This window comes from Arthrobacter melezitosi, assembly GCF_054511055.1.
Map to the genome: position 1 here is coordinate 126,048 of NZ_JBTNDJ010000003.1, position 26,218 is coordinate 152,265.

30 protein-coding genes and 1 other RNA gene are annotated in these 26,218 nt (G+C 68.2%); 18 read left to right on the forward strand and 13 right to left on the reverse strand.

What is annotated here, in order from left to right; all coding sequences use genetic code 11:
* The first annotated feature begins 22 nt into the window (after positions 1–22).
* The 4 genes from ACX80W_RS05135 to ACX80W_RS05150 all read left to right on the forward strand — a co-directional run bounded on the left by ACX80W_RS05135 (position 23) and on the right by ACX80W_RS05150 (position 1,584).
* Positions 23–235, forward strand: coding sequence for a hypothetical protein (locus ACX80W_RS05135; protein ID WP_459281038.1), 213 nt, complete (start codon positions 23–25; stop codon positions 233–235).
* Positions 236–634, forward strand: a complete 399-nt coding sequence (locus ACX80W_RS05140) for a TadE family protein (protein ID WP_459281040.1) — start codon at positions 236–238, stop codon at positions 632–634.
* A 100-nt stretch (positions 635–734) separates the two neighbouring features.
* Positions 735–1,106 (forward strand): hypothetical protein, encoded by a 372-nt coding sequence (locus ACX80W_RS05145; RefSeq protein WP_459281042.1) that lies wholly within the window; start codon positions 735–737, stop codon positions 1,104–1,106.
* A gap of 7 nt (positions 1,107–1,113) precedes the next feature.
* Positions 1,114–1,584, forward strand: coding sequence for a pilus assembly protein TadG-related protein (locus tag ACX80W_RS05150; RefSeq protein WP_459281044.1), 471 nt, complete (start codon positions 1,114–1,116; stop codon positions 1,582–1,584).
* Positions 1,585–1,612: 28 nt separating this feature from the next.
* Here ACX80W_RS05150 and ACX80W_RS05155 read toward each other — a convergent pair whose 3' ends face one another.
* The 3 genes from ACX80W_RS05155 to ACX80W_RS05165 all read right to left on the reverse strand — a co-directional run bounded on the left by ACX80W_RS05155 (position 1,613) and on the right by ACX80W_RS05165 (position 5,685).
* Positions 1,613–2,407 (reverse strand): helix-turn-helix transcriptional regulator, encoded by a 795-nt coding sequence (locus ACX80W_RS05155; protein ID WP_459281045.1) that lies wholly within the window; start codon positions 2,405–2,407, stop codon positions 1,613–1,615.
* A 180-nt stretch (positions 2,408–2,587) separates the two neighbouring features.
* The gene (locus ACX80W_RS05160) at positions 2,588–4,228 is read right to left on the reverse strand and encodes an SGNH/GDSL hydrolase family protein (protein ID WP_459281047.1); all 1,641 of its coding nucleotides are present in this window, start codon (positions 4,226–4,228) and stop codon (positions 2,588–2,590) included.
* Between the two features lie 434 nt (positions 4,229–4,662).
* Entirely contained in the window at positions 4,663–5,685 is a 1,023-nt protein-coding gene (locus tag ACX80W_RS05165) for a DUF808 domain-containing protein (protein ID WP_459281049.1), read from the reverse strand.
* Positions 5,686–5,991: 306 nt separating this feature from the next.
* On the opposite strand from ACX80W_RS05165, the gene ACX80W_RS05170 reads away from it, so the two are divergent.
* On the forward strand, positions 5,992–6,447 hold the full coding sequence (locus tag ACX80W_RS05170) for a DUF732 domain-containing protein (RefSeq protein WP_459281050.1): 456 nt from the start codon (positions 5,992–5,994) through the stop codon (positions 6,445–6,447).
* Positions 6,448–6,520: 73 nt separating this feature from the next.
* Here ACX80W_RS05170 and ACX80W_RS05175 read toward each other — a convergent pair whose 3' ends face one another.
* The 3 genes from ACX80W_RS05175 to ACX80W_RS05185 all read right to left on the reverse strand — a co-directional run bounded on the left by ACX80W_RS05175 (position 6,521) and on the right by ACX80W_RS05185 (position 9,723).
* Positions 6,521–7,753 carry a saccharopine dehydrogenase family protein gene (locus tag ACX80W_RS05175; protein WP_459281052.1) on the reverse strand — a complete coding sequence of 411 codons (1,233 nt, stop codon included), beginning with the start codon at positions 7,751–7,753 and terminating at the stop codon, positions 6,521–6,523.
* Complete coding sequence (locus ACX80W_RS05180) at positions 7,753–9,312, reverse strand: APC family permease (RefSeq protein ID WP_459281054.1); 1,560 nt, start codon at positions 9,310–9,312, stop codon at positions 7,753–7,755. The genes ACX80W_RS05175 and ACX80W_RS05180 overlap by 1 nt, the downstream gene beginning before the upstream one ends.
* A gap of 207 nt (positions 9,313–9,519) precedes the next feature.
* Positions 9,520–9,723 (reverse strand): hypothetical protein, encoded by a 204-nt coding sequence (locus ACX80W_RS05185; RefSeq protein ID WP_459281056.1) that lies wholly within the window; start codon positions 9,721–9,723, stop codon positions 9,520–9,522.
* Between the two features lie 440 nt (positions 9,724–10,163).
* On the opposite strand from ACX80W_RS05185, the gene ftsW reads away from it, so the two are divergent.
* Positions 10,164–11,354: a putative lipid II flippase FtsW gene (gene ftsW / locus ACX80W_RS05190; protein ID WP_459281058.1), complete on the forward strand. Its 1,191-nt coding sequence runs from the start codon at positions 10,164–10,166 to the stop codon at positions 11,352–11,354.
* Between the two features lie 24 nt (positions 11,355–11,378).
* Here the strand turns inward: ftsW and ACX80W_RS05195 are convergent, their stop codons facing one another.
* From ACX80W_RS05195 to ACX80W_RS05205, 3 genes are read right to left on the reverse strand one after another with little or no spacing between them, the layout of a single operon-like run.
* Positions 11,379–12,194 (reverse strand): CoA transferase, encoded by an 816-nt coding sequence (locus ACX80W_RS05195; protein WP_459281060.1) that lies wholly within the window; start codon positions 12,192–12,194, stop codon positions 11,379–11,381.
* Complete coding sequence (locus ACX80W_RS05200) at positions 12,191–12,751, reverse strand: hypothetical protein (protein ID WP_459281062.1); 561 nt, start codon at positions 12,749–12,751, stop codon at positions 12,191–12,193. Before ACX80W_RS05200 ends, ACX80W_RS05195 begins: the two co-directional genes overlap by 4 nt.
* A complete protein-coding gene (locus tag ACX80W_RS05205) occupies positions 12,748–13,752 on the reverse strand; it encodes a GlxA family transcriptional regulator (protein WP_459281064.1) in 1,005 nt (334 codons plus the stop codon). The genes ACX80W_RS05200 and ACX80W_RS05205 overlap by 4 nt, the downstream gene beginning before the upstream one ends.
* Before the next feature lie 81 nt (positions 13,753–13,833).
* Between ACX80W_RS05205 and ACX80W_RS05210 the strand changes: the two genes are divergently transcribed.
* Both ACX80W_RS05210 and ACX80W_RS05215 read left to right on the forward strand, forming a co-directional pair.
* Positions 13,834–14,019 carry a hypothetical protein gene (locus ACX80W_RS05210; RefSeq protein ID WP_459281066.1) on the forward strand — a complete coding sequence of 62 codons (186 nt, stop codon included), beginning with the start codon at positions 13,834–13,836 and terminating at the stop codon, positions 14,017–14,019.
* Between the two features lie 36 nt (positions 14,020–14,055).
* On the forward strand, positions 14,056–14,283 hold the full coding sequence (locus ACX80W_RS05215) for a hypothetical protein (protein WP_459281067.1): 228 nt from the start codon (positions 14,056–14,058) through the stop codon (positions 14,281–14,283).
* A gap of 70 nt (positions 14,284–14,353) precedes the next feature.
* Here the strand turns inward: ACX80W_RS05215 and ACX80W_RS05220 are convergent, their stop codons facing one another.
* Positions 14,354–14,968 (reverse strand): hypothetical protein, encoded by a 615-nt coding sequence (locus ACX80W_RS05220; protein WP_459281069.1) that lies wholly within the window; start codon positions 14,966–14,968, stop codon positions 14,354–14,356.
* Between the two features lie 326 nt (positions 14,969–15,294).
* Between ACX80W_RS05220 and prfB the strand changes: the two genes are divergently transcribed.
* The 10 genes from prfB (at position 15,295) to ACX80W_RS05270 (ending at position 23,367) form a co-directional block, all read left to right on the forward strand.
* A complete protein-coding gene (prfB, locus tag ACX80W_RS05225; protein WP_459281070.1) occupies positions 15,295–16,413 on the forward strand; it encodes a peptide chain release factor 2 in 1,119 nt (372 codons plus the stop codon).
* Positions 16,414–16,726: 313 nt separating this feature from the next.
* Entirely contained in the window at positions 16,727–17,431 is a 705-nt protein-coding gene (gene ftsE / locus ACX80W_RS05230) for a cell division ATP-binding protein FtsE (protein ID WP_459281072.1), read from the forward strand.
* Positions 17,428–18,342 carry a permease-like cell division protein FtsX gene (gene ftsX, locus ACX80W_RS05235; RefSeq protein WP_459281073.1) on the forward strand — a complete coding sequence of 305 codons (915 nt, stop codon included), beginning with the start codon at positions 17,428–17,430 and terminating at the stop codon, positions 18,340–18,342. Before ftsE ends, ftsX begins: the two co-directional genes overlap by 4 nt.
* 36 nt (positions 18,343–18,378) lie before the next feature.
* Positions 18,379–19,878 (forward strand): M23 family metallopeptidase, encoded by a 1,500-nt coding sequence (locus ACX80W_RS05240; protein WP_459281075.1) that lies wholly within the window; start codon positions 18,379–18,381, stop codon positions 19,876–19,878.
* Positions 19,879–19,944: 66 nt separating this feature from the next.
* Positions 19,945–20,418, forward strand: coding sequence for an SsrA-binding protein SmpB (smpB, locus tag ACX80W_RS05245; protein WP_459281077.1), 474 nt, complete (start codon positions 19,945–19,947; stop codon positions 20,416–20,418).
* Positions 20,418–20,789: a hypothetical protein gene (locus ACX80W_RS05250; protein ID WP_459281079.1), complete on the forward strand. Its 372-nt coding sequence runs from the start codon at positions 20,418–20,420 to the stop codon at positions 20,787–20,789. The genes smpB and ACX80W_RS05250 overlap by 1 nt, the downstream gene beginning before the upstream one ends.
* 112 nt (positions 20,790–20,901) lie before the next feature.
* Positions 20,902–21,269: a transfer-messenger RNA gene (gene ssrA, locus ACX80W_RS05255) on the forward strand.
* A gap of 185 nt (positions 21,270–21,454) precedes the next feature.
* Positions 21,455–22,744 carry a D-alanyl-D-alanine carboxypeptidase family protein gene (locus ACX80W_RS05260; protein WP_459281081.1) on the forward strand — a complete coding sequence of 430 codons (1,290 nt, stop codon included), beginning with the start codon at positions 21,455–21,457 and terminating at the stop codon, positions 22,742–22,744.
* Positions 22,745–22,797: 53 nt separating this feature from the next.
* Complete coding sequence (locus tag ACX80W_RS05265; protein ID WP_459281083.1) at positions 22,798–23,019, forward strand: hypothetical protein; 222 nt, start codon at positions 22,798–22,800, stop codon at positions 23,017–23,019.
* Between the two features lie 60 nt (positions 23,020–23,079).
* The gene (locus ACX80W_RS05270) at positions 23,080–23,367 is read left to right on the forward strand and encodes a hypothetical protein (RefSeq protein ID WP_525929884.1); all 288 of its coding nucleotides are present in this window, start codon (positions 23,080–23,082) and stop codon (positions 23,365–23,367) included.
* Here the strand turns inward: ACX80W_RS05270 and ACX80W_RS05275 are convergent.
* From ACX80W_RS05275 to ACX80W_RS05285, 3 genes are all read right to left on the reverse strand, one after another.
* Positions 23,337–24,437, reverse strand: coding sequence for a carboxylate-amine ligase (locus tag ACX80W_RS05275; RefSeq protein WP_459281085.1), 1,101 nt, complete (start codon positions 24,435–24,437; stop codon positions 23,337–23,339). The genes ACX80W_RS05270 and ACX80W_RS05275 overlap by 31 nt on opposite strands.
* Before the next feature lie 130 nt (positions 24,438–24,567).
* Complete coding sequence (locus ACX80W_RS05280) at positions 24,568–25,305, reverse strand: metal-dependent transcriptional regulator (RefSeq protein WP_459281087.1); 738 nt, start codon at positions 25,303–25,305, stop codon at positions 24,568–24,570.
* Positions 25,306–26,217, reverse strand: a complete 912-nt coding sequence (locus ACX80W_RS05285; RefSeq protein ID WP_459281089.1) for a metal ABC transporter permease — start codon at positions 26,215–26,217, stop codon at positions 25,306–25,308.
* Position 26,218 lies beyond the last annotated feature (1 nt).

Below are 26,218 nucleotides of genomic sequence, written 5' to 3' on the forward strand. Positions count from 1 at the left end.
CGCCCACAGAATGGAGATCACGATGGCAAGAGGCAGATACGGCGCAGGCCTTTGGCTGGCCCTCACCGCCCTGTACCGGCGGGTGGTGTCCGACGACGACGCCGAGCGCGGCGATGTACCCGGCTGGGTAATGATCACGCTGATGTCGGCCGTGCTTGTCGCCGGGCTGCTGGCCCTGGCCGGTCCTGCGCTGCAGGGCCTGTTCCAGGCAGCGATTGGCCAGGTGTCCCCGTAGGTGGGCGCGGCACGGGGGCACCGCAGCCTGCGCGGGGAGGCGGGATCGGCTGTTGTTGATTTCGCCCTCATCGGCGGGCTGCTCACCGTGATTTTCCTGGCGGTGGTCCAGCTGATGCTGGTGCTGCATGTGCGCAACACCCTGATCGACGCGGCGGCCTCCGGCGCCCGGTACGGCACGCTGGCCGACCGGAGTCCGGAGGATGCCGGGCGGCGCACCACGGAGCTGATTACGGCGGCGGTCGGGGAGGATTTCGCCTCGGATGTGACGGTCCTGCGCTCGGGTGCGGCCGGGGCCCGGTTCGTGGAGGTGGTGGTAAGGGCCCCGCTTCCGGTGGTGGGTCTGCTGGGGCCGGCCGGAGTGTTGGAGGTTTCGGGCCATGCCGTCCTGCCCTCCTAATCACCTCCGAGCTCTGGCGGTAGGCCGGGCCCGGATGGCTCGCCGGGCCCTGTTTCGGGTAGCCGGTGAGGCTGGCAGTGCCGTACTGGAATTCACCTTTTTGGGCCTGATCCTGCTGATCCCGGTGGTGTACCTGATCCTCTCTGCCGGGCGCCTCCAGGGCGGTTCCTTCGCCGTGGTGGGGGCGGCCGACCACGCGGCCAAGGTGTTCGTGGAGTCGGAGACTCCGGAGCAGGGCGAGGCCCGGGCCCGGCAGGCGGCCCTGGTGGCGGTGGAGAACTTCGGGTTCTCCCCGGAGCAGGCGCAGGTCGAGATGTCCTGCGACGGGGTGTGTCTTTCCCCAGGGTCCACCGTCACCGTCGAGGTGCGCCTCGCGGTGCCGCTGCCGCTGATTCCCACCCTGCCCGGAGTGAACAACTCGGCCGTCACCGTGGATTCGAGCACCACGCAGTCGGTGGAGCGGTTCGGATGAGCCCGGCATGAACGCCGGTCGACGGTCCAGCCCGGGCCGGGGGATCGGATGGGCGGGGGAGGACGGTCAGGTGGGGGTGCTGATCATCGGCTACCTGCTGCTGCTGTTGCTGGTCCTGGCCGTGGTGCTCGCGGCATCGGCCGTATACCTCGGCCACTCCCGCCTGCTCTCGGTGGCCGACGGCGCCGCCCTGGCCGCGGCGGACACCTTCACCATCGACGCCTCCGCGGACACCGGCCCGCAGCCGGTGCTGGACCCCGCAACGGTGCGGTTTTCGGCCGAGGGATACGTGCAGCGCACCGGCGCCGGGCAGCGCTTTCCATCCCTGGCCGTAGGTCCCGCCACCGGCACACCTGATGGCCGGACCGCGCAGGTGGTCCTCACCGCCGTCGTCCACCCGCCGTTGGTCACCGTCCTGGTGCCCGACGGGATTCCCATCACGGCCACCGCTGATGCCCGCTCCGAACTCACCCGCTGATCAGTTTGAAAAATACTTGTTCCGTTCCTTAGGGGGTACCCCAGTGTGCTGGCTGCAAAGATGCTGGTGCCGGGTTCAATAAGCCCACTTCATATGCCCGTTGGACTGCCATCATGCGGTCGCGCACGTCCAGTTTGCGGTAGATATGTTCCAGATGCTTTTCGGCCGTGCGCGGCGAGATATTGAGCCGCCTCGCCAGGCTTTCCGCGGTCAGCCCCTTGCTGAGTAAGGTCAGGATTGCCGTCTCGCGGAGGGTCAGGCTGGGCGTGGAGCTCTGCATCGAAGTATCGGCACTCATCGCAAGCCGGTGGTGGAGAGCAATGCCGCTCAATATTGGTTGCAGCAGTGCGGCCAACCTGAATTCCTGCTCGGTGAAGTCACGGTCAGGTCGTAGGACAATATAGCTGTGGAAGTCTTTGCCGCCTATCTGCAGCGGGATGGACAACTGCTGGTTTATGTTCCAGGGCCGGGCCATCTCCTCCCAGGCCCGTTTCAGGTTTTTGCTGGCAAGAGCGTCGGGCACCCGCCCCACGGACTGTGGTCCCGTCTGCCCGGTCAACACGTACCAACGCAACAGCGGTTGTTTCCGAAGGTCGTAATCCCCCGGTGGTGCGTCGGGAATGTAATCCCGGGGCCAGCAAGCGAGGATGCGATTGTCCCACCGCCGAGCCACCGAGTTTCGCGTCGAGCAAGCGGCGTTGAACGACTGATTGAGGAGATCCAACAGACGCTCCTCATGGCTGAGGGACAAGTCAATCGGTCCCCGAAGGATCTCTCCGACCAGCTCGAGCCACATGCGGTACTGGGCGTCATTACGAGCCACGCCCAAAATTCTAGGTGCAACTGCGCCGGGGTGACACCAGCAAATGGTGTCCGGCCTGGGCATTGACGATCCGCCGAGGGCACGCGCAAGTGCGTAGGGGCCCAACTGATCTTCCTCAGCAGTCAGGGTTGTGGCAGCTCGGTCAGGAATTTCGGCGCGGGTCCTTAGTAGGTGTGCCGACTACCTGCCCAGTACGGCCGCCAATTTCTGGGTGTACAGGGCGGCGACCGCGTTGTGCCCGGCCTGCGACAGGTGGACATTGTCCAGGTACTGGGCGTTGGCTTCGCTGGCGAGGCCGGCAACAGAGATGAACGTGACACCCTGCCTCGCGGCATTGGCTGCCAGCACAGCGTCGATGCGGCGGCGTTGATCGTGGGTGGCATCGTTGCGGGACATGACACCGTTGATGACGATCTTGCTTTGCGGATACATGAGTTTAAGCTTCGCCCACAGGGCCGAGCTGTCAGCAATTACCTGAGCGTCGGACTTCAACGTCGTTGCGTCGTTGCCGCCCATGGAGACGAGGACGAGGCCCGGGGTCCCGCCCGGGAAGGGGATCAGCCCCTGCTGAACTGCGGTCCACCCGGTTCCCCCCGCGTAGGCGTTGACGGTTGAGTACCCCATGCCGCCGTAGGCCAGGTGCGAACCCTGATCGGTGAAGCCCATGGCACGCGCGCCCTGCTCGCTCCAGGAGTCTCCATCGAGCTGTGAGTCACCGTAAAGCACCACCGACGCCGCTGTGGCCTTGACAGCGGTGAACGGGTACACGGGGGCCACCGGCGGGGTAGTACCTGGCGGGGTGGTGACCGGCGGCGTGGTAACGGGAGGCGTAGTGACCGGCGGCGTAGTAATGGGAGGCGTGGTGACCGGAGGGGCACCCGTTGTGATGATGCCCTTCTGGAACTGGGTGTGGGTACCGGTGGCGTCCTTCCAGGTATCCTTCGTCGGCCATCCGTATGCGCCGAAGTTGCCGGCCAGCGTGTTGAAGTGCCCGGCCTCGATGCTCCTGGCGCCCGTATTCCAACCCCAGACAATGACGCCGCCCTGGAACCGCTGGTAGTAACCGCCCTGCCAGGCGGTCTTGTTGCTGGTCGGCAGACCGAGGTAGGACTGCGCACCACCCTTGCCCTCGTAGTAGGCCTGGATGTGGCCGCCCGTGGTGGCAAACGCCCGGCCGCTGGAGCGGGACCAGTAGACCTTCCCGCCCTCGAAGTCCTGCCGGACACCGTTCGGCACGACAACCTCTTCGGACCTCGGGTAGCCCAGAAAGCCGCGCTCGTACTGGTTGGCGGCATAGTAGCTCCGGATGGCACCTGTGACCACGCGGGCTCCGGTCGCCGGCGACCAGTACACGAAGCCGTTCTGGAAGGTCTGGACGGCCCCACCACGGATGCTGAGGCCGTATTCGTCACCGGTGGGAAAGCCGAGGAAACCCCTGGTCCAGCCGGCGGCTGAATACCGTGAACCGATGGCAGAATTGAGCACGATCAGGGCACCGGTCTTCTGGCTCCATAGGATGTGCCCCCTTTGGAAGCGCTGCGCGCAGCCGGCGGCGTCACAGCTCTTGCGGCTGGTGGGATTGCCGAGCTTGGCGCGGTTCGCGTTCCATTTGTTGTAGGTCAGGCCGTCGACGGTGTAGCCGGCGACAACGACCATGGGCACTGCAACGGCGCGTGCAACAACCGCCTGCGCAGGAGGTGTGAAAGTGCCTCCTCCAAGCAGGAGTCCGCCGGCCACGGCCATCGTGGCCGCTACGGACGAGGTGCGGCGGAGCGGGCGCAGCAGATTACGGACAGCCTCGACGGCCATGATTTCCCCCATTTTAGTGTTCGTTGAAAGAAGAGTACTGGATGCCGGAGCAGGCGCTGACCATCTGGTCCCGGAAGCGGCTCGCGCCGCTGCATCAGGGCGATGAGCTGGTTTTCCACCTGCCGGTGCCGGTGTTGAACTGACGGCTGCTTCCGCGGAACTCGTCGTGGACGTGCCCTTGGGTTTGCCGGCGGCCCTCAGCGCACAGTCGATACCGAGTGTCGCAGTTGGAGCCGCGGCCCCGGGAGTCCCTGCCTCCGTCGATTGCCGCACTGGGATATTAGCACGAGGCCCGCAGTGCATGAGACGCGCGGATTATGAGCGTGGCGGGCGGATAGGAAAAGCACTCACATACTGCCTGGCCGGCAGGGTTCCTCCGGAGCGGACCCGGACCTGGCCGGCCCTGACCCCGAAGGGAAGAAGCGGGCAGGCCCGGTGCGCGTGAGTTAGGAGGAGGGGCCGGCGTCGCGTTCTTCCGGATGATGACCGGCGACCGCGGCGCGGACGTCGCCCTCGTCGTGCCCGCCCTTTTTCTTGCCGAACGGCAGCACCTTCATCAGCGGGAGCACGATCGCCATGACGATCAGCCCCCAGGCGAGCCCAAGGATCGCCGAGCACAGGGTGTTCACGAGCCAGGCCAGGAAGCCGCCGACCACCGCGATCCCGGCGAAGGGGTGCTCGAGGACATGGACCAGGTCGTACGGCGCGTGCCAGCCGAGGTCGTAGGCACCCTGCAGCATGATGTGGCCACCGACCCACAGCATGGCGATCGTCCCGATGAAGGTGATCGCGGCCAGCACCGCGGGCATGCCCCGGACGAGCAGTTCGCCGAGGCGCTTGGAGCTCGCGGAGTCCTTGGTGGTCAGGTGCAGGCCAATGTCGTCCATCTTGACGATCAGCCCGACCGCGCCGTACACGAGGATCGTGATCGCGAGCGCGACGACGACCAGGATGAGTGCCCGGGCCCATACGGTTTCAGCGGCCACCTCGTTCAGCGAGATGACCATGATTTCGCAGGAGAGGATGAAGTCGGTGGTGATGGCGCCCTTGACGACCTTGGCCTCGGCTCCCGGACCGCGTTCGACCGCCGGCGCATCGTCGGCCTCATGGTGGCCGCGGAGCTTGTGCCAGACTTTCTCGGCACCCTCGTAGCAGAGGTAGGTGCCGCCGAGCATGAGGATGAACGGGATGACCGCCGGGACGAAGGAGCTGACGAGCAGCAGCGCCGGCAGGATGATCAACAGCTTGTTCCGCAGCGAGCCCCAGAAGATCCGCTTGATCATCGGCAGTTCGCGGGACGGATCCGCGCCGGAGACGTACTGCGGGGTGACGGCGGCGTCGTCGATCACCACGCCGGCGGCCTTGGCGCCGGCCTTGGCGGCACCGGCGGCGACGTCGTCCACCGAGGCGGCCGCGATGCGGGCCAGGGCTGCGACGTCGTCCAGCAGGGCGACGAGACCGCCGCTCACAGACCGCCCCTTGACTGCATGAGGACGGACTGCTGGGCAAAGAGGCCACGGTTGAGGCACGCAATCGGCATGCACCGAGTATACGGTGGCGGGCGGTCCGCCGAGAGGGAATGACGTGCGGCGAAGGGGTAGGGCATACCGCTGGACGCCGGGCCGGGTGCCTGCCGCACGGAGCGTCCGCCCCGACGGCCGCCGGCGGCAGGGGCGCGGGCATGCCCAGGTGCGATGCCCGCGGCGGTGCAGCAGGCCGCGCAAAGGTTGGGTACGGGCCTTAGGATCAAAGCTGACGGCTTACTTGGAGGGATCTTGAAACACTCTGTTCTCGTGGCGCTCGGCGTCGCGGCCCTTCTGATCGCCGGATGCGGTTCGGACGTCCGCTATGACGTGGAAACCGACTACCTCGTCCCAGGCGCAACGATGGCTGCTCCGGCGCTGACCGATGAGCAACTGAACGATAAGGCGTTCCTCGAGTATGTCCGGCGCCGACACCCCGATCTGCAGGTCACGGACGGCGACAAGATCATCACCATCGCGGAGGCGTTCTGCAGGATGTACGACCAGGGCGGCACCAGGGAGGACGCGACCCGGCTGATCCGTGAAGCGGCCGGGGCCCGCTCCATGTACACCTCCAAGGAGTTGAGGACCATTTCCGGATCCGGCGTCGCGGCGTTCTGCCCGGAGCACGTCAACAAGCTCCGGCAGCCCCCCGCGCAACCGGCCGCCCATCAGCCAACCCCGGCGGGCGCGGTCTTTTCCGGATAGGCCACCGAACCGGACGCACGCCGAAGAACAGGAGGCCGCATGCCCGGGGGGCGGCAGGATCTTCCGGCCTGCGCTAACGCTCCTCGAGCCCCCAAGGCGACCCGTAGCCGGCCGGGGCGTCGGCGGCGAGCAGTTCGAGGAACGGCCGGGCGTCGAAGGCCTCGGGGCCGAGCACGCCCGACCCCCGCCAGGTCCCGCCCGCGAGCAGTTCCAGCGCGATCACCGGGTTCACGGCGGTCTGCCACACCACCGCCTGGGAACCGTATTCGGCCATCGACCACTGGTTATCGACCACGTGGTAGAGGTAGACGGCCCGCGGTGCGCCGTCCCGGCCGGTGCCCGTCACGTACACGCCGGCGCAGGTCTTCCCCGTCATCCGGTCACCGAGGGTCGCGGGGTCGGGCAGCGCCGCGGCGACGACGTCGCGCGGCGCCACCGCGACGCCCTTGACCATCAGCGGCTCGGTTGAGTCAAGGCCCAGCTTGTGCAGGGTCTTGAGCACCCCGATGAACTCATCGCCGAGGCCGTACTTGAAGGTCACCCTGCGGGCCTTGGTCCAGCGCGGCATCAGGAGGACCTCCTCGTGTTCCACGTTGACGCACTCCACCTCCCCGATCCCCTCGGGAAAGCGGAAGACCTCCGGTTCGCTGAACGGCTCGGTGGTGTACCAGCCCACCTCCCGTTCGAAGATCACCGGCGGGTTCAGGCACTCCTCGATGGTGGTCCAGATCGAGAAGGACGGAGCGAACGCCGGTTCGCCGTCGGCCCCCGCCACCACCAGGTTGGCGCCGTCGCGCACCGCAAGTTCATCGATCGCGGTGAACAGTTCGTCCTCCGCGTAGCGCGCGAAGACGTCCGACAGTCCCGGTTCCACCCCCATGCCCACCAGGGCCAGCCGGCCGGCGTCCTCCCACTGCTGGGCCAGCGCAAACTGCTCGTCGCCGAGCTTCACCCCGGTCTTCGCATAGGGCTCCTCCGGGTGCTTCACCGACAGGCTCATGGCCATGTCCAGGTAGGTGGCGCCCGCCGCGAAGCAGCCGGTGAAGATCGGCATCACGAAGCGGGGATCCACGGCATTGAGCACATGCGTGATGCCGTGTCCGCGCACGACGGCGGCGACCGCCTCCGCCGACGACGCGTCCACCTGCGCGGCCACCAGGCGCCCGTCGCCGAGGGATTCCACCAGGGCCTCCGGCCGGGCGGGGTCGTAGTCCGCCACCACCAGCAAATCGAAGAACCGGCGCCGGACGGCGATCCGCACCGCGGCGGAGCCCACCCCGCCGGCACCGAGGATGAGGATGCGCATCAGGCCAGGCCACCGTCCACCGAGCGCCGGTAGGCATCGGGGGAGTCGGGCACCAGCACGGGTGTCTCGGCGTTCAGGCTCTCCCCGCGGAAGAACGGAAGCGATCCCCTGCGGGTCCGCCAGATCAGCATCAGCACCAATCCGAACGCGAGGGAGCCGATGCCCACGACGAAGGTGCCGCCCACGCCGAGGAGCACGCTGTACCCGTAGTCGACGTCGGCCATGTCGATCGCGGACTTGATGAACGCGGCGGTCAGCATGAGTGCCCCCAGGAGGGGGAGCAGGAACCGGAAGACGAAGTTGTGCCGGGAGGCGAAGAGATCCCGGCGGAAGTACCAGACGCAGGCATACCCGGTGATGGCGTAGTAGAAGGCGATGGCCAGGCCAAGGGACAGGATCGAGTCGGCCAGGACGTTCTCGCTGACGAGGGTCATCACCACATAGAACCCGATGGCGGCGATGCCCATGACGAGGGTGGAGAACGAGGGGGTCCGGAAGCGCTCATGCACGGTGCTGAACCGGCGGGGGAGCGCCCGGTAGACCGCCATGGACAGGGTGCCGCGCGCCGTGGGCAGGATGGTGGTCTGGGTGGAGGAGACCGCCGAGACCAGCACCGCCACCACCAGCAGCCAGGCGGCAGGGCCCAGCACGGCGTCCTTGAGGGCGAAGAACACGTCCTCGGCGTTCACCTCGTTCCCCAGCCCGGTGCCTTCCTCGCCCACCCCGGCGTACGCCATCGCCGCCACGGTGACGCCGACGTAGGTGACCAGCAGCAGCACCGTGGTGATCAGTGCGGCGAGGCCGGGGATGCGGCGGGCATCACGGGTCTCCTCGTTCAGGGCGAGGCAGGTGTCCCAGCCCCAGTAGATGAACAGGGCCAGCAGCACCGCCTCGGTGAACCCCTCGACGCTTTCGAAGGCGAAGGGGTTGAACCAGTCAAGGGACGGCGCCGTGGCGTTTTCGGCGGTGCCGTTGGCGATGCCGACGAGGGCGAACACCACGAACAACGCCAACGCCAGGTACTGGATCGCCAGGAGGACGTTCTGCAGCCGGGCGCCGATTTCCAGCCCGCGGTAGCTGACCAGGGTCATCAGCGCGATGAAGAAGACGCCGGTGGCGGTCACCAGGAGGGAATTCTCGGCGAGGGACCCGTCGCCCACCAGCAGCCACAGGTAGAGCCCGGCGATCTGGGCCAGGTTGGCCAGCACGATGATCCCGGCGACCGCCACACCCCAGCCGGCCATCCAGCCCACCCACGGGCCGAACGCCTTGGTGGCCCAGGTGAAGGAGGTGCCGCAGTCAGGTACGTCCCGGTTGAGCTCCCGGTAGGCGAAGGCAATGAAGAGCATTGGGACAAACGCCACGATGAAGGCGATGGGTGCCTGCGCTCCCACGGCGAGCACCACGAAGCCGAGCGACGCCGCCAGCGAGTACGCCGGTGCCGTCGACGCCAGCCCGATGACCACCGACCCCCACACCCCCAGGGTGCCGGCTGCGAGCCCCTTGCCCTGGCCCGACGGTGTGCCTTGGGCGTCTTTCCCCGTGGCGGTGGAACTCATCATGCGCCTCCGATAGCCGGCTGGCCGGCGTCATTGTCGGCCGCAAACGGTGTAACGCACCTCACTATAGTGACTAGACGGTTTCTCCAACGTCCCTTTTTTGCCAGCGGCCGGGCCGGAGGCGCGGGGAAACAGACGCGCCGGGAAAGAGACGCGCCGGAACCCACGGCAGCGCGGTCCGTTGGAGGGAAGGCGTGCAGGCCGGCGTCAGTCCACGAATTCCGACTGGGTCTCGATGAAGTCCCAGTCGCCGGGCGACAGGGTGGTCCCGCTCAGGTCGGGCCCGCCGACCTCGCTCACTGCGCGGGCGGCGTCCGGATCGATGGCCGACGCCCGAAGATTCTCGCGGAACCATTCCTTGGGCATGACGTCCAGAAGGGCCCACCACTGTTCAATGCGTAGCTCTGCCATGAAAGCGCCTTTGACGGATCGGACTGTGCTTCAACGGTAGGCGCGTTGGTTTCGCCCTACAAGGGCGCATGCAGTCCCACCGCCTGTATGACCTGCCGATGTCTCAATCGGCACGCGCCGGACCCAGAACGCGGTCCAGGCGTGGGCTACGGCCCGCCTGCGGCGCCGCTCTTTTGGCGCGGATATCTCCGTCAATTACTTGGGTCGGGAGGCGAAATCCAAGTACTGCCGCGATGGATTCAGGTATCGGCAACACCGGATTTGAGCCGGGTGTCGCAAATTACGTGAAGTACCGTCGCCGGAACGGCGCGGTTTATCGGGGAATTTTCGAAGAAAGGAACAGCGCCGCCTCCGCCGGATCAGTCGACCCGAAATGGCAGGATGCTATGACAGCAGTTCGACCAGCGCCAGTGCCCACCACCCCTCCCAAGTCAGCCCGCGTGCCGCGCCGCAGCCGCCTCGCGCCGTTCTTCTCCCGGCTGATCCGGATCTTCAACCCGCAGGGCCGAGGGTCCCGCGAGGGCGCGGGGAGCCTGCTGCTGGGCACGACCCTTTCCCTGATGGCGATCGGACTGATCATGGTTCTGTCGGCCTCCTCCTTCGCCCTGGCCTCCCAGGGGCAGTCGCCCTATGGCACGTTCCTGCGGCAGGGCCTCTGGTGCGCCCTCGGCCTCATTGCCCTCGTGGCCTGCGCGCGGACCCCCCTGCACCTGTACCGCAGGCTTTCCCGGGTGGCCCTGGTGGGGTCTTTCGTGTTGGCCCTGCTCGTCTTCACCCCGTTGGGCGTGGAGGTCAACGGCAACCGGAACTGGCTGGCCGTTGGGTCGATGACAATCCAGCCCTCGGAGTTCCTCAAGCTCAGCCTGATCCTGTGGGGCGCGGGGATGCTGACCGACCGCGGGAACCTCCCGCGTGAACCCCGGCACCGGGTGATCCCGGTTCTCCTCGCGTCGGTGGCCGCACTGGGCCTGGTCCTGGCGGGCCGGGACCTCGGTACTGCGCTGATCCTCGCCCCGGTCGTCGGCGCCCTCTTCTACTTCACCGGCGCCCGGCTGCGCTCGTTGGCGCTCGGTGCCGGCGTCGTGCTCTTTGCCGTGCTGATCGCCGTCCTCTCCAGCCCCAACCGGCTGAAGCGGATCCTGGTCTGGCTGGATCCATCCGGTGCCGGGGCCGCCGAGGGGCTGGGCTACCAAGGCACCCACGCCGTCTACGCGCTCGCCGGCGGCGGGGTCTTCGGGGTGGGTCTTGGGCAGAGCCGCCAGAAAGTCCACTGGATCCCCGAGGCGCACAATGACTTCATCTTCGCCGTCCTCGGCGAGGAACTCGGCCTGGCCGGCGCCACGCTGGTCCTCATCCTGTTCGCCACGCTGGCCGTCGCGATCGTCCGGATCGCACGCCTGGCGGACAATCCGTACGCCACCTGCGTCTGCGGTTCGGCACTGACCTGGGTGCTGGGCCAGGCGGTGGCGAACATCGCCGTGGTGACGGGCCTGATCCCCGTCGTGGGTGTTCCGCTTCCCTTCATCTCCTACGGCGGCTCGTCAGTCATCGCCCTGCTGGCCCTGATGGGCGTCCTGCTGGGCTGCCTGCGGACCTCCAGGCCGACGCTGGGCGGCGTCCCATCCGCCTAGCCGGGCGGGGGAGCGCGGCAGCGCCTACCGCCACTCCGGCGGGTCGGCACCCCACGGCCGTGCGGGAAAGGGCCAGTCCTCCGGTCCGTCGTCGTAGGCCACGGCCGGCAGGGCAGCGGTGATCCCCTCCGGGCTCACCGCGACCGTCAGGGGCCCGGGCTCCACCGGGGGCAGCAGGGGCCGGTGATCCTGCAGCAGCCCGGCCGCGACTGCGGCCAGGGAGGAATCAAGGAGCCAGGTGCCCCCGTCGTCCTGCTGGCGCCGCAGGGCCGACAGGACGGCCCCCGCGAGGAGGTATCCGGCGGCATGGTCGAGGGCCTGCGCGGGCAGGACGCCGGGACGGACGCCGTCGGCGGACTCACGCATCGCGATGCCGCTGACCGCCTGGACGATGCTGTCGAAGCCGCGCCGCCGCGCCCACGGACCGGTGCCGCCCCAGGCGCTGAGCCGGGCCACGATGATGCCGGGGTGCGCGCCGGCCAGGGCCTCGGGTGCGAGCCCGAACCGGTCGAGGGCACCGGGCCGGTAGCCGGTGACGACGGCGTGCGCATCCTCGAGCAGCCGTCGGAAGGTCCGGCGGTCCGCAGGGAGGGAGAGATCGAGCAGGGCGCTGCGCTTCCCCGCCCCGGTGTCGAGGTGCTGCACCGGCATTTCGGGGATGTTCGGGTTGTCGATCCGGAGTACGTCGGCGCCCAGCAGGGCAAGGGTGCGGGTGGCGACGGGTCCGGCGATCACCCGGGTGAGGTCCAGGACCCGCAGGCCGGTCAGGGGGGCCGCGGCGGTGGCGCCGGCGGAGCCGCGGAACCGGGCGGGGGCTGCTCCCAGCAGGGTCCGGCTCACCGGCGGCGCATCCGCTGGGCCGCCCCATTCGGCGAGGCCCTGCCCAGCAGGCCGGACGGCGGCGGCGATCCCACCCGCGGCGTACACCCGGTCCTCGATGTCCCGTGCGCCGGCGGTTGCGATCCGGGCGGCGAATTCCTCCGGCCCGGTGCCGGGGCCAGCTCAAGTGCCGCGAGGAGGCGCCCTAGGTGGTGCGGGTAGTTCGCGTGGGTCCGCACCCAGCCGTCGGCGGCCTGAAAGAACCCCGACAACGGCGCCCAGAGGTCCGGGGCTTCGCCGCGGATCCGCAGGTGCCGCTCGCTGGTGAATGCCGTCGCGATCCGCCCGGCGTCCAGGCGGACCGACCGGGGGCTGTGGCGGGGCAGGAGGTGATCCGTCCACTGCGCGGCGGCGAGGGAGGCGGCGGCCACGGAATCCCTGGCCAGCCGCGGCACGTTCAGGGCCGAGGCCAGGGCCGGCTCGCCGCCGGGCGGCACCCGCCCAAGGGCCGCGGGATCCTCCCCGAGGGCGGACCAGGCGCGGGTCAGGAGGGAAGTGTCCGCGCCGCCGCTGCTCATGCCGGCTGCTCGGCCGCGTCGGAGGCCGCCAGGGCGCAGCAGGCTTCGGGCGGGCCGTGGAAGGTACGGCGGTAGACGGCCGGGCTGACTCCGAGCACCCGGTGGAAGTGCTGGCGCAGCAGCACCGCCTGGCCAAAGCCGCTCCTGCGGGCGATCGAATCGATGCCCAGGTGCGTTTCCTCGAGCAGCAGCTGGGCCCGCTGGACACGCTGGGCGGTGATCCACGCCGCCGGGGTGGCGCCGGTGACCGCGCGGAACCGCCGTGCGAAGGTCCGCTCCGACATGTGCACCCGCCGCGCCAGGACCGGCACGGAGAGTTCCTCTTCGAGGTTGGCGCTGAGCCACACCAGGAGCTCCTCGATCGGATCCCCGCCCGAGGCGGGGATGGGGCGTTCGATGTACTGGGCCTGGCCGCCGTCCCGGTGCGGCGGCACCACCATGCCTCGGGCGACGGCTGCGGCGGCCCTGACCCCGAATTCCTGGCGGATCAGGTGAAGGCTCGCATCGATCCCGGCGGCGGTCCCGGCGCTGGTGAGGATGTTCCCGTCCCCGACGTACAGCACGTTCTCGTCGACCGCGACCCTCGGGTACTGCTCTGCGAACCGCCGCGCGTGCGCCCAATGCGTCGTCGCCCGTTTCCCGTCGAGCAGTCCGGCCTCGGCGAGGGCGAAGGCCCCCGAGCACACCGAGAAGAGGCGGGCACCGCGGCGGTCGGCCGCCCGCAGGGCCTCGGCCACGGCGACGGGCAGCGGGTCCTCCGCGTGGGAGGGGATCACGACGACGAGGTCGGCGTCCTCCGTGGCGGACAGGTCCCGGTCAACGACGATCGAGAAGCCGGTCTCGGTCTCCACGGTTCCCGGCACCGGGGTGCAGATGCGGAAATCGAAGGCCGGCAGGCCCACGCCAAGCGTCGAGCGGTCGACGCCGAAGACCTCGCAGATCACCCCGAACTCGAAGGGTGTGAGGCCGGGAAGGACGATCAGGGCCACCGATGTGAGCATGCCCACAGTATGGCAGAAATCCTCCCGTTTGTGGCGTTTCTGCCACTATTTTTGGCGGCCTCCAAATCGCAGACTCGAGGCATGGACTTTTTCCTCATTTTCCCAGCTATCGCCGCCGCCGTCGTCGGCCTTTCAGGGCTTGGCCTGGCGCGCCTGATCCATTCCGACGGACGTAATTCCGTGCCGCCGCCTCCGGCGCACCCCGCGTGGCGGGCGGGCGCCCTTCCGAGCGCTCCCTATGCCGGCGCCCGCGACGTCGGCGCCTGATGCCCCTACCCATCGGAACGACCCGAAGGATCGACAATGCTGAATCAACCAGCCGAATACTTCCTCCGGCTCCACGCGGAGGACCAGTCCCGGTTCCTCGCCGGGGCTGAACACCGCCGGAACGCCGCCCGCAGGAGGGCGGGGACCGCAGACCCGCTGCGCGCGCGCCCGGCGCCTGCCCGGATCCTCCGGCGGGTGCGCCTGATGTCCGGGCTGCGGCTGCCCGCCCGGACTCAGGTGGCACAGCAGGCAACCTGCCCCTGAGTCTCGTGGGGCGCTGGGTCCCTGAAGGCGGCGGGGCCGGCGGACCGACCGGCCCTGCCGGGGAACACCGCTACTTTCCGGCCGCCTCGTCGAGCATCTTGCACACGTCCTGCACCTGCCTGGTGGTGTTCGTCGTGACCCTCACCGAGAGGGGTTCGACGGCGGCCGGGTCCTCGGACAACTGGGCTTCGATGGTCAGCGTTCCGCCCTCATAGTAGAAAAATTCGGGAAAGCCCGCCGCTGCCAGCGCCTGGGAGTCCCGGTCACCCATGGCGAAGATGATCGAGGCGCCCTTCAGGGAGTCCTCAATGGACAGCCCATCGGCGGAAAAGCGCTGGGTGCCCGGTCCGGAGATGTCGAGTTCGTCAATGACCGCACCGTCCGAGGCCCGGGTCAGATCCACTGTGGCATCTCCGCGGTATTTCACTTTGGTTCTTCCGTCACTCTTCACCCGGGACTTGTACTGGACCTCCCGGACGTCGCCGGATGCCATGGTGACGGTGCTGCCGCACGCCTTGAGGCTGAAAGGCTCGTAGTAGTCCTCGGGAACTGGGAGATATTCACCGTCGGTGTCCGCGGGCGGCCAGGGGGCGGGTTCTTCCTCCTGGGCGGCGGCGGACGCCGATCCGGCGAGGAGGCAGAGCGTGGTGAGAAGCGGAAGGCACACCTTTGTCTGGGTTTTCATTTTCGGGCTCCTGAGCGTTGCAGGAGTGCAGCGAGAGCGCGTCCTGCCTGGATATGCAGTGGATGCCGAAGCGGCGACAGGTCCGCTGAGGGAGGGGGTCCAAATCCGTCAGTCCGGGCGCACAATGCGCTCAACCTATGCCCGCGGATTTCGGGCTGTCAATGGTCACTGACGCGCCGGCCCTACCCAATTAAACGAAGGGGATTCCGCACTCCCGGTTCCCCGGCCGGGCACCGCCGGCCGCGGCTGGGGCCTGCCGGGTCCGGACCCGGGCCCAGCCACCGGCCCCGGATCCGCGGGTGGGAATGACGTAGGCTGGTGTCACCATGGCAGCCACTGATTTTTCCGCAGAGATCCGCGCACTGCGCGCCAAGTACACCTCGATCGAACAGGTTTCCGACGTCGAAGGAATCCGCAAGGACATTGCGGAGCTCAGCGAGGAGGCCGGCGCACCTGATCTGTGGGACGACCCGGCCGCGGCGCAGAAGATCACCTCCAAGCTCTCCCACCGGCAGTCCGCCCTCGAGCGCCTCGAAACGCTCGAGACCCGCATCGACGACCTCGAGATCATGGTCGAGCTGGGCCAGGCCGAGGACGACGAGGCCACCCTGGCGGAGGCCGAGAAGGAACTGGTGTCGCTGGGGAAGGCCCTCGACCAGCTGGAGATCGTTACGCTGCTCGCCGGTGAGTACGACGAGCGTGAAGCCGTCGTCACCATCCGCTCCGGCGCCGGGGGAGTGGACGCCGCCGATTTCGCCGAGATGCTGCTGCGCATGTACCTGCGCTGGGCCGAACGCCACGGCTACCCCACCCAGGTCCTCGACACCTCCTACGCCGAGGAGGCGGGGCTGAAGTCCGCGACCTTCGAGGTGAAGGCCCCCTACGCCTTCGGCACGCTCTCGGTGGAGGCCGGCACCCACCGTCTCGTGAGGATCAGCCCCTTCGATAACCAGGGCCGCCGCCAGACCTCCTTCGCCGCGGTCGAGGTCATTCCGCTCATCGAGCAGACCGACGTCATTGAGGTGCCCGACAACGAGATCCGCGTCGACGTCTTCCGTTCCTCCGGACCCGGCGGGCAGTCGGTCAACACCACGGACTCCGCGGTGCGCCTCACCCACCTGCCCACCGGGCTGGTTGTCTCCATGCAGAACGAGAAGTCCCAGATCCAGAACCGCGCCGCCGCCATGCGCGTGCTCCAGTCGCGCCTGCTGCTGCTCAAGAAGGAGCAGGAGGACGCCGAGAAGAAGGCGTTCGCGGGCGACGTCAAGGCCTCCTGGGGCGACCAGATGCGCTCCTACGTCCTGAACCCGTACCAGATGGTCAAGGACCTCCGGACCGAGCACGAGGTGGGCAACACCTCGGCCGTGTTCGACGGGGAAATCGATGATTTCATCGATGCCGGGATCCGCTGGCGGACGAACAACCGCAACGCCGACACCCAGTAGGCGGCCCGTGCCCGGCGGGTCCGGCTCGGTACTGCCGCGGGAACCGGGGCCGCCGCGGCGGGGACGGGTGCCCCGGGGTGCGAATTTCCCGAGCGTGCGGGCAGTCGGTGCCCTATATTAGGCAGCATGAACGCTGCGGTGCGGGGTGCGGCGGCCCCGCTCCGGTCGGCGCGCAAAGAATCATCTTTCACTTCCGACACACGGTGCGGCACTCCCGGAAGGCAAAGCGGCGTGGCTATAGTCGAGGAGCCGGTGCTTCCTTCCTCCAGCAAATGCCCGTGAACCGGCTGGACACTATGGGCGCAGAGTAGTCATGATCCGATTCGAAAACGTCACAAAGGTGTACGACTCCAAGTCGCGCCCCGCGCTCGACTCGGTCTCCCTCGAGGTGGACCGATCCGAGTTTGTCTTCCTCGTCGGAGCCTCGGGCTCGGGCAAGTCAACCTTCATCCGCCTCGTGCTCAAGGAGGACAACGCCTCCCGCGGTGCCGTCTACGTCGCCGGCCAGAACGTCGCGAACATCCCGAGCTGGCGCGTGCCCCGGCTCCGGCGCGGCATCGGCGTCGTGTTCCAGGACTTCCGCCTGCTCCCCAACAAGACGGTCTTCGCCAACGTCGCCTTCGCCATGCAGGTCATCGGCAAGAGCCGCGCCGTCATCCGCGAGACAGTTCCCGAGGTGCTCAAGACCGTCGGGCTTGAAGGGAAGAACAACCGCATGCCCCATGAGCTCTCCGGCGGCGAGCAGCAGCGCGTGGCGATCGCCCGCGCGATCGTGAACCGCCCCGGCATCCTGCTCGCGGACGAGCCCACCGGAAACCTCGACCCGACCACCTCGATGGGCATCATGAAGGTCCTCGACCGCATCAACGCCAACGGCACCACGGTGGTGATGGCCACCCACGACGACGACATCGTCAACACAATGCGCAAGCGGGTCGTCGAGCTGCGCAACGGGGCCGTCGTACGCGACGACGCCCAGGGCATCTACGTCGGCGAAACGGAGGCGGTCGTCGAATGAGGCTCGCTTTCATCCTCTCCGAGATCGGCTCTGGCCTCCGCCGGAACCTCTCGATGGTCATCTCCGTCATTCTGGTGACCTTCATTTCCCTGACCTTCGTCGGGGCCGCAGGACTCCTGCAGCTGCAGATCAACCAGATGAAGGGCTACTGGTACGACCGGGTGCAGGTCGCCGTCTTCCTGTGCGTCGAGAACTCGACCTCGCCCAGCTGCGCGGCCGGCCCCGTGACCGAACAACAGCGGGACACGATCCGCGGCATGCTCGAGTCGGAGGCCTTCACCCCCTACGTCGCCTCGGTCGAATACGAGTCCCAGGACGAGGCGCTCGGACATTTCAAGGACCAGTTCGCCAATTCCCCAATCGTCGATTCGGTCACCGCCGACCAGCTGCCGGAGTCGTTCCGGGTGAACCTCGTGGACCCGGAAAAGTATGAGGTCATCAACGAGGCCTTTTCCTCGCTGCCCGGCGTCGACGTCGTCAGCGACCAGCGGGAGCTGCTCGAAAAGGTCTTCTCCGTCATGAACCGGGCCTCACTAGGAGCTTTGCTGGTTGCGGGGGTCATGACAGTGTGTGCAATACTCCTCATAGCGACTACCATCCGGCTGTCGGCATTCAGCCGACGGCGGGAAACCGGGATTATGAGGCTGGTCGGAGCCTCAAAGGCAGTAATTCAGCTGCCTTTTATCCTGGAAGGGGTAATCGCCGCTGTTATCGGAGCACTTCTGGCCTCCGGTGCGTTGTGGGCAATGTCCCGCTTCGTTATCGGTGGCTGGCTGGCACGTGAGTATCCGGAAACGGCGTTCATTTCGGACCAGCAGGTTCTCCTGCTGGTTCCGGCGCTCATCGTTTTGGGTGCGCTGCTGGCGGGGGTTTCATCGCTCCTGACCCTGCGGCGCTACGTGAAGGTCTAGTGTTCGTTCGGCAGTACTAGGGGACAGGTACAGTTCATGGATTTACGCTCGGTGCACCGGGGCTCGCGCCCCTACTTCATCCGCAGGACGGCTGGGGTCTCGATTGCGCTCGCCGCTGCCCTCGCCCTGGGCTTCGGCACCCCCGTCTTCGCCGACGATCTCGAGGACCGCAAGTCCGCCCTCGAATCCGAGATCAGTGAAGTACAGCAGTCCATCGAGTACCTCGATGAGGACATCACCGAGACCATCGCCCAGCTGAAGGTGTATCAGGGGCAGCTCCCCGCAGCGCAGCAGGCCCTCGCCGACGCGCAGGGGCGCGTTGAATCCGCGGCGAACGAGGTGAACGCCCTCGGCATGCGCGTCCAGCTGGCCGAGGAGACCAAGACCAAGATCACCGAGCAGCTCGCCAAGGACAAGGCGGCCATCGAGGACACCCGGAAGGTCATCGGCCAGATCGCCACCCAGTCCTACAAGAACGGCGGAGTCCCCTCGGACGTCGCGCTCATGCTGGGGGCCGACGGCGCCGAAAGCCTGACCAACTCCATGGACATGGTCGACCAGGCGCTGCGCGGACAGAACGCGGCGATGGACCGGCTGTCCCAGCAGAGCGCGACCAACGCCAACAGCCAGGCGCGGCTCACCGCCGTCGAGGGCGAAATCAAGGACCTCAAGACCAAGGCCGAGGCCGCCCTGCAGGCCGAGCAGGCGGCGCGCGACGCCGCCGCCACCGAAAAGTCAAAGGTCGACAAGCTGATTGCCGACACCTCGGCCCTGTCCGCGAAGCTCCAGAAGCAGAAGCCCATCATTGAAGCGCAGCTCGCCAGCGTCGAAAAGGCCCACCAGCAGGTGACCGCCGACATCGCCGAACGCCAGCGCCGGCTCATAGAGGAAGCCCGCAAGGCGGAGGAGGCCCGGCTCAAGGCCGAGGCCGAGGAGCGGGCGCGGGTCGAGAACGAGCGCCGCGCCGCGGCCGCCGCCGAGGCCGCCCGCATCGAGAACGAGCGCCGCGCCGCCGAGGCTGCCGCCCAGAACCGCCCGGCCCCCGCACCGGTGGCCCCGGTGGCACCGGCCCCGGTCGCGCCGGTCATCCAGCCTCCGGCCCTGGGAAACCCCTCGGCCTTCAACCTCCGCCCGCCGGTCAACGGCGTGGTCAGTTCCGGCTTCGGCTGGCGCCCCACCCCGATCGGCAGCATCGACTTCAACGGCACCGGCGGCTACACGCACACCGGGCTCGACTACGGCGTCGGCTGCGGCACGCCGCTGTACGCCCCGGCTTCGGGTGAGGTTTGGTACGCCGATTCGGACGCCCTCCAGGGCGCCGGGAACCGGATCGTGCTCAACCACGGCGTGCAGCGCGGAAACGCCCTGGCGACGAACTACTACCACCTGGCGAGCTTCAACGTGTACCCGGGCCAGCGGGTGAGTGCCGGCCAGCTCATCGGCTACACCGGGAACACGGGCAACTCCACCGGCTGCCACCTTCACTTCGAGACGGTGCTCAACGGCAGCCTGGTGGATCCGGCCGGTCTCCTGTAGCCGTAGAATAGGACGCACTGTTCTCACGCGGGCCCCGGCCCGCCCCTGCTGTTGAAGGAGTCCGCCGTGCCGAAGGAAAGTGGCCGGAAGGTAGTGGCCACCAATCGGAAGGCCCGGCATGACTACGAAATCCTCGACACCTACGAGGCGGGCATTGCCCTGATGGGAACCGAGGTGAAGTCGCTGCGTGCAGGGCGGGCCTCCCTCGTGGACGGCTACGCCGTGTTCTACAACGACGAACTGTGGCTCGAGGCGATCCACATCCCCGAGTACACGCAGGGGAGCTGGACCAACCACGCCGCCCGCCGCCGCCGGAAGCTCCTGCTCCACCGCGAGGAACTGACGAAAATCTCCCAGAGGATCCGCGAGTCCGGCTTCACCCTCGTGCCGCTGCAGCTCTACTTCCTCAACGGCCGGGCGAAGGTCGAACTCGCCGTCGCCCGCGGCAAGCGGGACTACGACAAGCGCCAGACGCTGCGTGAAAAGCAGGACAACCGCGAGGCGCTGCGCGCCATGCGCGAGAAGAACCTGGGCGCCTGATGAGCGACGTCTTCTGGGCGGCACAGGATGAATCGGACCACCCCGACGAATCGGAGCTCCGCTACAAGCGGCCGTGGTGGGTCACCTTCGGCGCCCTCATCGACCTGATCCTGCTGTTCGCGATCGTTCCGGTGGGCATCCTCTCGTTGATCCCCTTCTTCTTCCTGATCTACGTCTACCTGGCGCAGGGGCTCGTGTGGATCTCCCCGCTGCTCCTGCTGCTCAATGCCGCGGTGTTCTGGTGGAGCTTCCGCCGCAAGCAGGCCGCCACGACCGCCCTGGCGGCCCTTGGCATCGCGTTCGTGACGGTGTCCTTCGTCGTCGTCGCCCTGTGGCAGGCGCAGGTGGTCATCCTGGGCGTCCGCTTCTGACCCGACCCGCCAGGAGGTTCCAAGAGCCGGGAATCATGTCGCCGGCGCATGCGTTACACTAAACGTCTGGGACACGCCTGCGGGCGGGTTCCGGGCATTGGTAACTCAATACGGGGATGACAGGTTTCGACGATGTTAGTCGCGACAGGGGAAGCGGGCCGAGGATACAGGGTTATCTCGTTAACGCTCTCTGTAAAACAATAAGTGCCGAATCTAAGCGCACTGACTTCGCTCTCGCTGCCTAAGCAGCCTAGCTAGTCCGTCAGACCGGGTTTGCTCTCGCCCCGGATCCTGGCGTCATTTAGAGGGCCACTGCTCCTGGTTTTTGTTGTAGGAACCAGGGGGACTCTTATACAACTGAGCTCGGCAGCCACTTGTTTGCACGATGGCTGGAGCTGAGAAAAACCGACGCAAACTGCGCCCGGAGAAGCCCTGACAACACTGCATCGGACGCGGGTTCAATTCCCGCCATCTCCACCATCGCTCCGCCCCGCAGGGTGGCGGAGCACGACGGCCCCCGGCTTCCCATCTGCGGAAGCCGGGGGCCGTTTTCTGTGCGGGGCACAAGCCGGCAGACCACGCCGGGCGGCCCGGCCGTTGCCCTTGTCCGCCGTCAAGGGCACACCTATTCTTGTGGAAGGCCTGCACAGAAGGGACGGATCGCGATGGTGCGATGGCTGTTTGCGCTTCTGTGTGCCCTCGGGCTGGTGGCGGGCGCCTTCGCCCCCGCGGCCGCCGCGCTGACCCCGATCCAGGAGAAATACCAGTCCCTCGGCGGATCCGCCGGTTCCCTGGGCGCACCGGTGAGCGCGGAGACCTGCGGGCTCCCGGACCGCGGGTGCCACCGGACCTACCAGTACGGTTCGATCCACTGGTCCTCGGCGACCGGCGCCCACCCAACCTGGGGCACCATCCGCGATGCGTGGGCCCGGACCGGTTGGGAGGGCGGCAAGCTGGGCTACCCGACGGGGTCGGAGGTGTGCGGCCTGCGCGGCGGGGGCTGCTACCAGAACTTCCAGGGCGGTTCGATCGACTGGTCTCCGGCGACCGGCGCCCGGCCGACCTGGGGCGGTATCCGGACCGCGTGGGCCCGGACCGGTTGGGAGGGCGGCAAGCTGGGCTACCCGACGGGTTCGGAGGTGTGCGGCCTGCGCGGTGGAGGCTGCTACCAGAATTTCCAGGGCGGTTCGATCCATTGGACCGCGGCGACCGGTGGCCAGCCAACATGGGGGGCCATTCGGGCCGCCTGGGCGCGCCTGGGTTATGAGAACGGCGCGCTGGGCTACCCCACGACGGCCGAAAGCTGTGCGAACAGTACCTGCACCCAGAGCTACCAGCGGGGCTGGATCAGCCGGACCCCCGGAGGGGGCATCCGGATGCGGCTGGACATCGACCTCGCCTCCAGCGCCTCAGTCCTCGTCAATAAGCGCCGCCCGCTGAACCCTGCCGGTTATGTTCCCGGGCCGCTGATCTCGGTCGAAGGACAGTTGCTGCGCAACGACGCCGCGGCGCAGGCGCAGCGGCTCATCCAGGGCGCGCGTGCCGCCGGGGTACCAATGACGGCGGTCAGCGCCTACCGCTCGCACCAAATCCAGGCCACCCTGTACAACAACTACGTGGCCCAGTACGGGCAGGCAACGGCGGACGCCATCTCCGCCCGGCCCGGCCACAGCGAACACCAGACCGGACTGGCCATCGACCTCGGCAACCCCAATGGCGCCTGCGCACTCCAGGAATGCTTCGCAGGCACCCCGGCCGGCGCATGGGCAGCGAACAACGCCTGGCGTTACGGGTTCATCGTCCGCTACCCGCAGGGAATGACGCACATCACCGGATACGCCTACGAACCGTGGCACCTGCGCTATGTCGGCACGCTCATCGCATCCGAGATGCGCACCCACGGCATCCGGACGCTGGAGCAGTATATGGGATCGCCGGCCGCGCCGAACTACTGATCTGAGGCGCCTCCGGACCGGAACGGCGCCCCCGCCGACACTAGACTTGCGCCATGAGTTCGACCGACAGGCCGTCCTGGCTTCCGCCGCTGCCCCCGCCGAACCGCGGGCGCGCGCTGATCATCCTGGGCTGGCTGCTGGTCGGGGGAACCTTCATCTACATCTTCGTGATGAGCTATGTGGGCGGAACCCACACCCTCTACACCCTCCTACCGCTGGCCCTGGGCCTGTTCTGCCTCATCGTCGGGCTGCTGCGGCGCAATGAAGGCCGGTGACGGACTCGTGCCGGCCGGTTCTACCAGCGGCTGATCGCCCTGCGGCACGGCAGCGAGCTGGTGCAGCGGGGGCGCTTCGACCTCGAGCAGGCCGACTCCCCGGTGCTCTATGCGTTCACCCGGATGTTGGACGGCGCCGCGCTCAGGGTGCTCGGGAACGTCTCGGGGGATCCCCTCGGCCTTCCGCCGGGGCTCGGCGGCGGCACGCTGCTGCTCGGCAACTACGACGGCGGCACCGGCCCGGACGGCGGGAGGAGCAGGACCTGCTCCGCCCGTGGGAGGTGCGTGTCCTCGGGGTCTCCCGAGGCAGTGCCGGGTTACCGCTCGTGGGTGAGGGTGGAGGAGTAGAGCTCAAGCAGGGCCGGCAGCCCGCCTTCCTTCATGGCCCGGCGCTGGCGCTCGGCGCCGGTGCCCTGTTCCCAGACCGTCGCCAGGCCCGCCTGCACCCAGGCGGTGTCCCCCGCGGCGTCGAGGGCGGGCCCCACGTAGTCGAGCAGCCGTTCCATCTGGGCCCGTGCCGGCGTGAGCGTTCCGGTGCGCAGGTCCACCGAATCGCCGGTGAGCCCGTCCCGGGCGGCCTGCCACAGGGCGGCGTCGAGCAGTTCGGGATGGGGGTCGAGGAACCGGGTGTCGGCGTCGACGTCGGCGACCGCGGTGGTGACGAGGGCGCGGATGAGCGCGCCGATCAGCACCGAGTCCTGCGCCTCAAGCTGGACGTCCCCGGCACGGACCTCCAGGGTCGGGTAGCGGTCCGAAAGGCGCGCCACCCAGGTGAGCACCCCGCGGTCGATGATCGCCCCCGTGCCGACAAGGCGCTTGATGCGCCGCTCGTAGTCGGCGGCGTCCTCGAAGACTGGAGGGACGCCCTGGACCGGCCAGCGGCGGTAGTGCACGAGCCGCCAGCTGCCGAAGCCGCTGTCGCGGTCCAGCCAGAACGGGGAGTTGGTGCTCAGCGCGGTGACGATGGGGATCCACGGGCGGATCCGGTTCAGGGCCTGCACCCCCGTCTCCTTGTCGGGGATGCCCACATGGACGTGAAGCCCATTGACGAACTGGTCCCCGACGATCCCCGGCGCGCTGGCCTTGAGCTCGTGGTAGCGCTGCTTATCGGTCAGCTCCGGGTACTCCTGTTGAATGCGCGGAGCGGTGGCCGTCGCGGCGGCGAGCATCCCGAATCCACGGACCGCGGCGTCGAGCTGCCGCCGGAAGTTCAGCAGCGATTCCTCCGCCTCGGTGAGGGTGCTGCACACCGGCGTAGCGGTCTCGATCTGGCAGCTGAGCAGTTCGCGCTGGATATCGTCGGGGTCGATCTCCGGGGTCAGTTCGAGCCGCTCCTGGACCTCCGTGGCGCGGTGGACCGGCAGGCCCGAGGTCGGGTCGACCAGCAGGTATTCCTCTTCGAGGCCAAGGGTGGTCATGGGGCGGCTCCGGGGTCGTGGGAACTGGGATGGCGCAGCATTCTTTCCCAGTCTAAGGACACCGGGCCCACCGGCCGGAAACCCGGGCCGGAACGCGCACCGGACCCGGCAGCGGCCCGGGCGTGCTAGGTCAGGTCCGCGCGGCCGGCATGGTGCAGCCGGTGTGCGTTTCGAGGGTCTCCACCCACAGGGCCTGCGCCAGGGCGTCGCTGACCTCCACCGCAGCCGGGCCCGCCTCGGTGTCGAACACCACGGCAAGGGCCCCGCCGAACGGCCGGTGGCCGGTGACGGTGAGTGGCACGTCCAGCCCCACCGCCCGTCCGCTGAGGTAGCGCAGCACCTCCGGGTCGTCATCGCTCACCCGCGCCAGGCGGGCCCGGTGCCCGTCGTCGAGCGAGGCGATCGGCAGGGCCTCCGGCAGGCGGATGTGTCCGTCCGCGGTGGGGATCGGATCCCCGTGCGGGTCGCGCCGCGGGTGCCCGAGCTTCGCGTCGAGCCGTTCGATGAAGGCGTCGGAGACGGTGTGTTCGAGCACCTCGGCCTCGTCGTGGACCTCGTCCCAGCGGTAACCGAGCTCCTGGACGAGGAAGGTCTCGAGGAGCCGGTGGCGGCGCACCATGGCGAGGGCGAGCCGTCGTCCTTCGGGGGTGAGGCGGATGGGGCCGTACTTTTCCCGCTCCGCCAGGCCGAGGTCGACGAGCTTGCCCACCATCTCGGTCACCGACGAGGCGGCGATGGACAGCCGACCGGCCAGCTGCGACGCGGTGATGGGCTTGTCCTGCCATTCGGTGAAGGCGTAGATGGCCTTGACGTAGTCCTGGACGCTCGCCGAGCCGATATTCAGGGACTGGGCCTTCCTCGCCCCCATTCAGGACACCGCCCCGGCCCGTGCGTCCCCGGGATGAGCCGCCGCGGGCGGACGCTGCCGGCGGCTCTGGCGCAGTCGCAGCCGCTGCCACAGCACGCCGTTGGGCCGGCCCACCAGGTAGACCACGGTGAAGACGACGGACTGGGCGAGGACGACGGCGGCGCCGGTGGAAATGTCGAGGTAGTAGCTGGCGTAGATTCCGGCGAGGGAGGCGGCCACCGTGATGCCGACCGCCAGGACCAGCATGCGGTCGAAGCTGCGGGTGAGGAGGAACGCCGTGGCGCCGGGGGTGATGAGCATGGCGACGACGAGGATGATGCCCACCGCCTGCAGGCCGACCACCACGCTGAGCGCGAGCAGCCCCAGCAGCAGCGCCGACAGGAACTTCGTGTTCAGCCCGATCACATGGGCATGGGTGCGGTCGAAGGCGAGCAGGGTCAGGTCGCGGCGCTTGAACAGCACCACGGCAAGGGTCACCGCGCCGAGGATAAGCACCTGCCACAGTTCCCCGTCGGTCACCCCGAGCACGTTGCCGAACAGGATGTGGAGCAGGTCGATCTGGGAGGGGGTGCTGGAGACGATCGCGAGCCCGGCGGCGAACAGCGCGGTGAACACCACGCCAATGACCGTGTCGGGCTTGAGCTTCGTCGTGGAGCGGACCACCCCGATCAACGCGACGGCACCGGCGCCGAAGACGAAGGCGCCGATGGAGAACGGAAGGCCCACGATGTAGGCCAGGGCCACCCCGGGCAGGACGGCGTGCGAGACGGCGTCGCCCATCAGCGACCAGCCCATAAGGATCAGCCAGCAGGACAGCACGGCGGACACGACGGCCGCCGCGACGGTCACGACCAGGGCGCGGGTCAGGAACCCGTACTGCAGGGGCTCGGTGAGCCAGGTCAGAAGGTCCATC